General features: G+C 71.4%; 6 protein-coding genes. 3 read left to right on the forward strand and 3 right to left on the reverse strand.

Going from position 1 to position 9346, the window contains the following annotated elements; genetic code table 11:
* Positions 1–127 precede the first annotated feature (127 nt).
* From mobF to F7Q99_RS39225, 3 genes are all read left to right on the forward strand, one after another.
* A complete protein-coding gene (gene mobF / locus F7Q99_RS39215; protein ID WP_195911430.1) occupies positions 128–5479 on the forward strand; it encodes a MobF family relaxase in 5352 nt (1783 codons plus the stop codon).
* Between the two features lie 46 nt (positions 5480–5525).
* Positions 5526–5741, forward strand: a complete 216-nt coding sequence (locus F7Q99_RS39220) for a hypothetical protein (protein ID WP_153472025.1) — start codon at positions 5526–5528, stop codon at positions 5739–5741.
* Positions 5742–5818: 77 nt separating this feature from the next.
* Positions 5819–6328, forward strand: coding sequence for a hypothetical protein (locus F7Q99_RS39225; RefSeq protein ID WP_153472028.1), 510 nt, complete (start codon positions 5819–5821; stop codon positions 6326–6328).
* A gap of 68 nt (positions 6329–6396) precedes the next feature.
* On the opposite strand, the gene F7Q99_RS39230 is transcribed toward F7Q99_RS39225, so the two are convergent.
* From F7Q99_RS39230 to F7Q99_RS39240, 3 genes are read right to left on the reverse strand one after another with little or no spacing between them, the layout of a single operon-like run.
* Entirely contained in the window at positions 6397–7089 is a 693-nt protein-coding gene (locus F7Q99_RS39230; RefSeq protein WP_153472031.1) for a hypothetical protein, read from the reverse strand.
* A 32-nt stretch (positions 7090–7121) separates the two neighbouring features.
* Positions 7122–8663, reverse strand: coding sequence for a type IV secretory system conjugative DNA transfer family protein (locus F7Q99_RS39235; protein WP_195911436.1), 1542 nt, complete (start codon positions 8661–8663; stop codon positions 7122–7124).
* On the reverse strand, positions 8633–9178 hold the full coding sequence (locus F7Q99_RS39240) for a hypothetical protein (RefSeq protein WP_153472120.1): 546 nt from the start codon (positions 9176–9178) through the stop codon (positions 8633–8635). Before F7Q99_RS39240 ends, F7Q99_RS39235 begins: the two co-directional genes overlap by 31 nt.
* Between the last annotated feature and the right edge of the window lie 168 nt (positions 9179–9346).

Here is a 9346-nt window from a genome sequence, read left to right on the forward strand (position 1 = left end):
GTCCGTTGTGATCTTCCGCCGCTTACTTCCCGTCCCTGTGAGCTGATGGTGTGTCGTGCTGTGTTCCGTCCTCTTGTTCTTCAACACACCCTTGCATTGAAATCCGATGGACCGTACCGTGATCGTCATGACAGCGTCGGTGAGCTTCGGGTCGAGCCCGGACTACCTGCTGTCCTCTGTCGGTGCACGGTCAGATAACTACTACTTGCAGGCCATTGACCAGGACGGCGAGCCGCCGGGGATCTGGGCCGGCAAGGGTGCCGCAGCGTTCGGACTCTCGGGTGAGGTCGACCCCGAGACCTTCCGGGAGATGTACACACATCTGATCGACCCTCGGGACATCGACAAGTTGCACAGCGTCACCGCCGAGCGGTGGGACGCCTATCGCAAGGCGCACCCCGACCTGCAGCGCGGGACCGACGAGTACAAGGCGGCGAAGGCCGCGATCCGCAAGGAGGCGCTGGCCGAGTTCCGTCTGGGCTCACCGCTGCGGGACTACTCGAAGAGCACGCAGCGTAAGGTCGATGAGGCTGTCGAGAAGCTGGGGGAGCACGCGACTCCCGAGCAGAAGTGGGCCGCGGAGATGGGCGTGCGGCGCAACGCGACGCAGTCCAACACGTACGTCGACGTCACGTTCAGCGCCCCCAAGAGCTGGTCACTTCTGCACGCCGGTCTGCAGGTTCGGGCGGTCGAGGAGAGGCTGGCCGGGAACCACGAGCTGGCCGACGCGTACGCCGCTCAGGCGGAGCAGGTCTGGGAGGCGTTGAAGGAAGGCGCGGCCGCCGGCCTTGCCCACATGGAGGCCCAGGCCGGGTACACCAGGGAGGGCCGCTTCGCCAGCAAGAAGGGCGAAGCCTCGGTGGGCAAGCGGGTCGACGCGCACGAGCTGACCGCCGCCCAGTTCGCCCAGCACCTGAGCCGCGACGAGGACCCGCAGCTGCACATCCACACGGCGATCCTGAACCGCGTCGCGTACAAGTCCGTCGACCCGGTGACTGGTGAAGAGGTCACGAAGTGGGGTGCGCTGGACGGCAAGCTGATCCTGCGCGAGGCCAAGGCCGCCGGCCACCTCTTCGAGAAGGTGGCCGAGGAGTCGCTGACGCGACGGCTCGGTGTTCGATTCGAGATGCGCCCGGACGGCAAGGCCCGCGAGATCGTCGGCATCGAGGAGTCGCTGCGGGACCTGTACTCCAGCCGGCGCCGGGTGGTGACCGCCGGGGTCAAGGAGCTGGCCGACGCCTACGAGGCCAAGCACGGCGTGGCGCCGAAGGCCCACACGCTGGCGAAGATGGCCCAGTTCGTCACCCTGCGGGACCGCAAGGTGAAGGACCACGACGGGGCCTCCCGCGAGGAGCTGCTGGAGCGTTGGGAGAGCGCCGCCAAGGAGAACCTGCAGACCACGCTGCGGGACGTGCCCGAGGCCGTCGCCCAGGCCGCCAGCGAGCGCGGCACGGCGCCGGAGGAGTTCGACCCGGCCGAGGTGGTGCGCAAGGCGATCGAGACCGTGCAGTCCGAGCGTTCGACGTGGCAGCGTTCGCACCTGCAGGTTGAGATCATCCGGCAGCTGCCGGACTGCCTCGGCGGCCTGGACGTCGACCAGGTGACCTCCCTGGTCAACGAGCTGACGGACTTCGCGCTGACCAACCCGGAGGAGTCCGGGCTGGTGGCGCTGGCCGCCCCGGAGCTGATCCCCATGCCGCGCTCGCTGCAGCTGGGCGACGGGACGCCGATCTACCAGGTCCCCGGCGCCGAGCAGTACGCGACCCGCGGCCACCTGGACACCGAGGAGCGGCTGCTGGAGGACGCCCGCCTGGTGGGCGGTCCGGCGCTGACCGAAGAGCAGATCGAGCAGGCGCTGGTTGGCCGCGGGCTCAACGCCGGGCAGGAGGCCGCGTTCCGGGGCATCCTCGGCGGAGGCCGCCAGGCGGACGTGCTGATCGGCCCGGCCGGCGCGGGGAAGTCGTACGTGGCGGCCGCGATCCACGACGCGTGGCGCGACACCGGGCGCTCGGTGATCGGCCTCACGACCTCCGAGCGGGCCGCCCGAGTGCTGGCCGGTGAAGGCGTCGAGCACGTCGCCAACTTGGCGATGTTCATCAACTCCAACAAGGCACTGGCCGAGGGCAAGACGTCTCCTGAGCTGGAGAAGTACCGGCTGCGGCCCGACCAGCTGGTGATGCTGGACGAGGCCGGTATGACCGAGACCCACGTCATGGAGGAGGTCCGCCGACTCGTCCGCGAGGCCGGCGCCAAGCTGGTGTACGCCGGCGACTTCGCCCAGCTGACCTCCGTCGGCGCGGGCGGCATGCTCGCCGAACTGGCCACCCAGGCCGGGGTCCAGGTCTACGAGCTGGAGGAGGTCCGCCGCTTCAATGCGACGTGGGAGCGCGAGGCGTCGCTGCGGCTGCGCGAGGGCGACACCGAGGTTCTGACCGACTACGAGAACCGCGGCCGCCTGCTCGGCGGCGAGCGCGACGAGATGCTGACCGCCGCGTACCAGGACTGGCTCGCCGACACGACGGCCGGCCACAACTCCCTGCTGATCGCCGTGTCCCAGCAGCAGGCCGATCAGCTGGCCGCGATGGCCCGGGCCGATCTCGTGCGCCTCGGCCGCGTCGAAGCGGACGGCGTCCACCTTGAGCTGCGCGGGATCACGATCGGTGTCGGCGACCAGATCCAGCTGCGGGAGATCAACCGCCAGGTCAAGAGCGCGACGGGTGACCGGTTCGCCGTCAACCGGGACGTAGTCCAGGTCACCCAGCGCAACAAGGACGGTTCGCTGGTCGTGCGCTACGACGACGGCGAGCTGATGTACCTCCCGGCCCACTACGTGCAGGACCACGTGGATCTGGCGTACGCCGGCACCGTGCACTCCAGCCAGGGCCGCACGGTCGACCGCTGCCGCGTGCTCACCGAGGGCGGGGACACCCGCGAGAGCCTGTACGTCGCGCTCACCCGAGGCAAGGACGGCAACTGGGCGTACGTGGTGACGGAGCGGAACATCTCCGAGCTGGACGGCCCCGACGAGGTCGTGGTGGACGAGAAGTTCGCCGTGCTGGCCCAGGCGATGGAGACCTCCGGCGCCGAGCTGTCCGCTACCGCGGTGATCCGGCAGAACCTGCAGGAGTCCGTCAGCTTGGTGCGCTGGTCGTTCATCCTGGACGACCTGCAGACCGGGTACGCCGAGGAGCGGTACGGCCGACTGATCCACGACACCCTCGGTGCCGAGAGGTATCGGGAGATCAGCGAGGACCCGGCATACGGGCCGTTGATCAGGCTGGCCCGGGCCGCCGAGGCCGCCGGCCACAACCCGGAGGCCCTGCTGCAGCAGTCCATGGCTGGCGACCTCTCCGACGCCCGCCACGTCGCCCGCGTGCTGCACTCCCGGCTGGAGCAGCAGATTGACGCCGCCGACCGCGCCCGCGTGCGGGCCGACGAGCGCGACGTGCGCCAGACCGTGCGCGCCCAGGAACTGGCCGCACCGGAGGTGACCGGGGCTGCCCAGCTGGCGCCGGTCGTCGCCGAGCGCCCCGAGCTGGTGATGGTCTACGACCCGCAGACCGGCGGGTGGGTTCAGCGCGAGGCCGAGGCCGCCCCGGCGGCCGCCGAGACGGCGGGCGAGACGCTGCCCGAGCAGCCCGTGGCGACGTGGGACTACGAGGCCGGCCAGTGGGTCCAGCAGGCCCGTGTCGAGGACGGCGTGGAGGTCGAGCCGGAGGACTGGCTGCTGGCCCCGCCCGCCCCGCAGGGGCTGGACCAGGCCGAGCTGCAGCCCGCGTACGGCCAGGAGGCCGAGCGCCCCCGCGTGTTCGACGCCGCCAGCGGTGAGTGGGTGGAGCTCACGATCGCCCAGGAGGAGGTCCCCAGCCCGTGGGCGGCCGTCGAGGACGCGTGGCTGGAGCAGCTGACCGCCGTCAACACCAGCATTGCCGTCCTGCACTCGGGTCAGGAAGAGCAGCGGCGAAGCGAGATCGCCGACGAGCGCCGGGCCGAGGCCCAGGAGCGCGCCCGCTGGCAGAGCCGGGTCGCGCAGATCCCGGGGGAGAAGGGCGACACCGCGCGGGCCGCCGCCGAGCTGATGGACGGCCGGCGCCTCCTGCTCGGCCAGGAGCTGGCCGACGCCGAAGAGCTGCCGCAGTGGGCGGCCCGCTCCCTCGGCCCGGTGCCGGACGTCGACCGGCCCGAGCAGCGAGAGCAGTGGATCGAGCGGGCCGGCACCGTCGCGGCGTACCGCGAGGCCCACGGGTGGGACAGCGAGGTGGCCGCCATCGGCCCCCGCCCGGCCCGCGGAGCCGTCGACTACCAGCAGGACTGGGACCAGGCGTTCCGCGCCCTCGGCGAGCCCGAAGAGCGGATGGAGCTGGTCGGGGCGACCGACGCCCAGCTGCGCGAGCTGGTCGACCGCTACGAGCGGGAGGAGGCGTGGGCACCCGCGCACGTCGCCCCGCAGCTGCGGACCACCCACCAGTCGATCCAGCGGCTGGAGCGCGAGGAGGCCCAGCGCCAGATCGCCCTGCTGGAGGCGACCGACGAGGCCGCCCGCGAGGAACTGCAGCGCCAGGCCCAGGCCGCCGCCGAGGAGCTGGCCGAGCTGCGGTCGCGTACCGCCGCGCTGGAGGAGATCCACGGCGTACGGGGCGACTGGCACGAGCACACCGAGGAGACGCGCGAGCGCGCGCAGGAGGCCCGCCGCCTGCTGGAGCTGCGCGAGGCCGTCGAGCCCGAGCTGGAGCTGGAGCAGTTCGCGGCCGACGAGTGGGACATGGTCGAGCCGGAGGCCGAGTTCGCGCCGGAGGCGGAGTTCTCCCCGTTCGACGACGGCGAGTGGCAGATGACCGAGCCGGAGGCCGAGTTGGAGGTGCCGGCCGACGTCGAGGCGGAGCACGACGTCCACCAGGACGTCGCCGAGCCCGTCCCCGTCGAAGAGCCGGAGCTGGCCGACGAGTTCCAGCCCTACCAGTGGGAGAGCGCCAAACCGGCGCCGGAGCCCGAGCCGGAGGCCGAGTTGGCGGCGCCGGCCGACGTCGAGGCGGAGCACGACGTCCACCAGGACGTCGCCGAGGCCGGGCACCAGGACGTGGCGGACGTTCAGCCGCAGGCCGGCGGGCCGTCGTTCGCCGAGCAGTCGGAGACCCTGCGCCGCTACCACGAGGAGCTGCTGCTGGGCCAGGCCGCCGAGGAGCCCGCGGCGGCTGTCAGCGCGCCCCAGGAGGCCGTGCTGACAGCCGAGGTGGAGGCCGAGCCGGTGCTGGCCGGGGAAGGGCTGCACGACGCCCTCCTGCAGGCCCGCGAAGCCCGGGGCATCCTGGACGACCGCGCCGCCTACCAGGACCAGGTGGTGGCCGAGGCCCGCGCCGCGATAGGAGAGCTGCAGGCCGGGCGCGACGCGGCCGAGGCCGTGCGCGAGGTGCCGCCCCCGAGCGTCCCCGCCCAGCCCGTCCCGGTGGTCGAGGCCCCGCAGATCCAGATCCAGCTCTAGCCGGACCCGTACGGGGCCCGGCACCCGGGCGACCAGCGGAGGAAGCGTGTCCAGCAGGCCCATTGACCGCCCGTTCGCTTGGCACCGCGCGAGCGGCACCGCGACCTGCCGCCGCTGCAGGTCGGGCGTCGTTGGGCTGGCCGACGTCGCCGAGGCCGCCCGGTGGCACGCCGTCCACCGCAGCGGCTGCACACCGCCGAGCACGTCGGGCGCCAAGGTGCTCGACTTCACCGGGAGGCTGGCCAGCCGCACCGCCAGGTGACCCAGCACGGGTGAACGGCCCGTTCGCGCTGCTGTGCGCTCTGTCCCTGTCGGAGGAGATCGGGCTACCGTCTAGCCATGGTGAGTAATGGCTGGTCCCGAGTCCATGTCCCGGTGCCGCCGGCGGTGGCGCCCTACACCGTGCCGGGCGGGGCGGGCGTGCCGCCCATGCCCTCCGCGCCCCCGGCCGTCCCCCTGCCCACCGGGGTGCCCGAGGTCGTCATCCGCTCCCGCGCCGAGCTGGAGCAGCTTCGCGACGACGCCCGCCAGGAGCTGGCCGCCACGGAGGAGAGCTTCCGCGCGATGTGGTTGGACCCGCGCCACCGGGGCGAAGGACTGACCGGCGTGCTCAACGCCGTGCTGTGGCTGCTCGGCGAGCGACCGCTGGCGCCGATGAGCAACGAGGTCGAGGACAGCCCGCTGCCGGTGACCCGGTCGATCGGGCGGGAGCAGATCCACGCCGAGGACAGGGTGTTCGGGCGGGCGTGGCGCGAGGAACGCACCGAGTGGTACGCCGGCGGTGTGCTGCGGACGCTGGAGTGGTCGCACATCCAGGGCCGGGACCGGCCGATCTCCGAGAGCTTCTAGCAGCGGAAACGACAGAGAGGGGCGGGGAACCGATCGGTTCCCCGCCCCTCTCGCGTGTGGTCCGGGCGTCAGCCGCCGGTCGACCCCGCGGCCGCCCGAGCGCGTTCGTCCTGCTCCGCCTTCTCCCGGGCCTGCATGGCGAGCACCCTCCCGTTGATCTCCTGCTGTTCGGCGTCCAGGTTGATCGGCCGGTCCGGCTCGAACGGCTCGACGTGCTGCTGAGCCGAACGGCACTCGTCCAGAGCCGACTTGAGATCCTTGAGGATCAGGGGCTTCCACCTCACCAGCCACTCGGACTGCCGCAGCGGAGAGGCGTCCGCCTCGGTGTGGGCCCAGTGCCACATCCCGCACAGCGCGCCGAGCAGGTGCACCACGTCCCCGTGCTTGAGCCAGCAGGGTTCCATGTGGGCGGCGTACTCCGCCGGGAAGTAGCGGCGCCAGTAGGTCTCCCGCCAGTGTACGAGGTGGTTCAGCGCGGCGTACATCTGCTCGGCGTTCATCGCCGACCAGTTCCACAGCGGGGTCTGCGTGCCCTCCCGGTGGGCCAGGCCCTGCAGAATCCGGCTCATCTCGATGACCTTGCCGGGCAGGTCGATCTCTTCCATGGTGGTCAGCCGGGCGTCCACCTTGGTGACGTGCGAGGCAGCGTCGTTGACCTTGCGGTTGACCACGTCGATCATCCCGACCAGCCGCCGCTCGGCGGGGTCGGTGACCTTCGCGGTCGGCTTGAGCCGGAGGTCCGGGCGTTCGTCGGTGCTCATCAGCGGTTCTTTCGTGCTCGACGGGGCGGAGGCTACCAGGGCAGGGTGCCGTCACCGACAGCACGGCGGCGCGGCTGCTCGGCGGGCGCCTCGGCCGGCGCGGCGGCGGGCTGCTGGGCGGGGATCTCCGGCGAGTAGTTCGGCAGCGGCGGCGGGAAGACCACGGTGGCCGCGGGGGCGGGCTGCTGGACCGGCGGGGCCGCCGGAGTTGGCACGGGCATGGCCGGCGGGGCGCTCGGCATCACGGGGGCGGGGACCGGGACCGGCTGCTTCACCAGGTCGACCGTGCCCTGCTTCGCAGCCAGCTTCTGCTCCTTGCGCTGCAGCTTGAGCGCCTTCTTCTCCTCCCGCAGCGACTCCTTGACGTCCTTGCGCTTCCAGGTCGGCAGGTACGTGACCTTGATCGGGGCGACGGCGCGGTGCAGGTAGAGGCCGTTGCCGACCTTCATCTCCCGGATGTCCTTGGGGGGCATGATCCTGATGCGGCGGATGCTGTGACTCTCGGTCGGCTTGCCGTCCTTGTCCTTGCTGACGCTGACCACGGTCTGGTCGGCGTCGCCCACCAGCATGGAGAGGTCTTCCAGGTCGGAGGGGACCGTCAGGCCGCCCAGCACCAGCTTGTTGCAGTTGTTGTAGATGGTCTGGGCTGCCGTGCGGCCCCAGCGTTCGTCCAGCTGGGAGCGGGACTGGGCGCTGATCTCCATGTGGATGTTCCATCCGCCGGCGTCGGAGGTCCAACGGTGGATCGGCAGCGGGCAGATGATGGCAGCTTCGTCGAGGATGAAGCGGATGTACGGGTCGAGGCGGCCGCCGGCGCGCTTGGCCCACTCCTTGGACTCTTCGTAGACCTCCGCCACCAGGCAGGAGTACAGCGGGGCGATCGAGCCGCGGTCGCGGTCCTCGCCCATCAGGTAGAGGGTGCCCTGCGTGGCCAGCAGCTCGTACGGGCTGAACTCCGGCTCACCCGGGGCCGGGAGGACGATCTGCGCGACCGTGGGCACCGACATGAAGTCCAACGTCGGCGCGAGGCTCATGTAGACGCCGGCCGCGGTCTTGTCCGGAGCGTTCATCTCCTGCTCCAGGGAGTCGATCCACAGCTGGGGGACGCGGTGGGCGTTCCCCTTCATGATCCGCAGCGGCTCCCCGTTGTTGGGGTCCGAGACCCAGCGCGCGACGTCCAGGAGGGTGCCGCCCTTGAGCGCGGCCGCCATCATCAGGTTGCGCAGGAGCGTGAAGGAGTGGCTGTCCCAGAAGCTCTGGTTGGCCATGGCCTCACCCTTGGCCGAGGCCGAGAGCATGTACCCGGCCCGCCGGATGGCGATCGTCGGGTTCTCGCAGCCCCTCACCGGGTTCCACTTGATGGTGTTGGGCACGCCTTCCAGGTCGCTGTTGAACACCCAGACCGGCCGGCCGTCCCGGCGACGGAGCACGTGCGTCAGCTTGTACAGGTCGGCGCGGGTCGAGGTCGCGACCACCGCCCCGGCCGCGTCGATCAACTGACCGCCCAACCACGCCGACTTGCCCGCACGCGGCGGCGCGAAGATCAGGACCGTGTCCTCACAGGCGATGTACACTGCTTCTTCCAGATCGCGTCCGTGCCCAGCTGAGTGCCCAGGTCGAGGGCGGTCGGCCGGACGCCGGAGCCCACCAGGGAGGGCCGCAGGTCCGCGACGCGGTTCAGCAGCTGACGCTCGCCCAGGGTCTCGTTGACCTCCCGGTCAGTGGCGAACCCGGTGCCCTTGGGCAACGGGAGCGCGCGGGCGTTGCCCTCGGTGACCTGCTTCTTCAAGTGCATGTAGCCGTACCCGAGCCCGCCGACCGCGAGCCCGACCGCGGTGAACCAGTGGCCGGGCAGCGCGTCCACGAAGTGGCCGAGGAGGTTCAGCGAGTCCCCCACGGACGGCCCGGGGCACCTTGGTGCCGGGGACGCCGGCGCCGAGGGCGCGGTGGAGGGTCCGGCCGCGCCGACCATCAGGGGCATGCCGCCCAGCGCCGCCAGCCCGATGCGCTTGGTCGAGCAGCAGTCGTCGCCGTACTCGGCGGTGTCGTTGTCGGTCGTCTCGGTAGTCTTCTCGGTGCGGGACAACATCGGAGCGCGATCTCCTTAGGTCTCGTTCGGAGCCCCCCGGCTGACGGTTCGAGCGTTGCCCGGGGGGCTTCGCGTGTGTACCGATGACCGGAGCGATCACGGTACGCCCCCCCTGTGACAAGCACAGGGGGTTTCCCACGGCGAGCCACCATCGTAACTCTTGAAGTC

The sequence above is a fragment of the Streptomyces kaniharaensis genome (assembly GCF_009569385.1).
GTDB classification, from domain to species: domain Bacteria; phylum Actinomycetota; class Actinomycetes; order Streptomycetales; family Streptomycetaceae; genus Kitasatospora; species Kitasatospora kaniharaensis.

What these genes read in the sequence shown, in the direction of transcription:
- mobF (WP_195911430.1), top strand. Translation starts at nt 128, where the DNA reads ATGACAGCGTCGGTGAGCTTCGGGTCGAGCCCGGACTACCTGCTGTCC.
- F7Q99_RS39225 (WP_153472028.1), top strand. Translation starts at nt 5,819, where the DNA reads ATGGTGAGTAATGGCTGGTCCCGAGTCCATGTCCCGGTGCCGCCGGCG.
- F7Q99_RS39230 (WP_153472031.1), bottom strand. Translation starts at nt 7,089, where the DNA reads ATGAGCACCGACGAACGCCCGGACCTCCGGCTCAAGCCGACCGCGAAG.
- F7Q99_RS39240 (WP_153472120.1), bottom strand. Translation starts at nt 9,178, where the DNA reads ATGTTGTCCCGCACCGAGAAGACTACCGAGACGACCGACAACGACACC.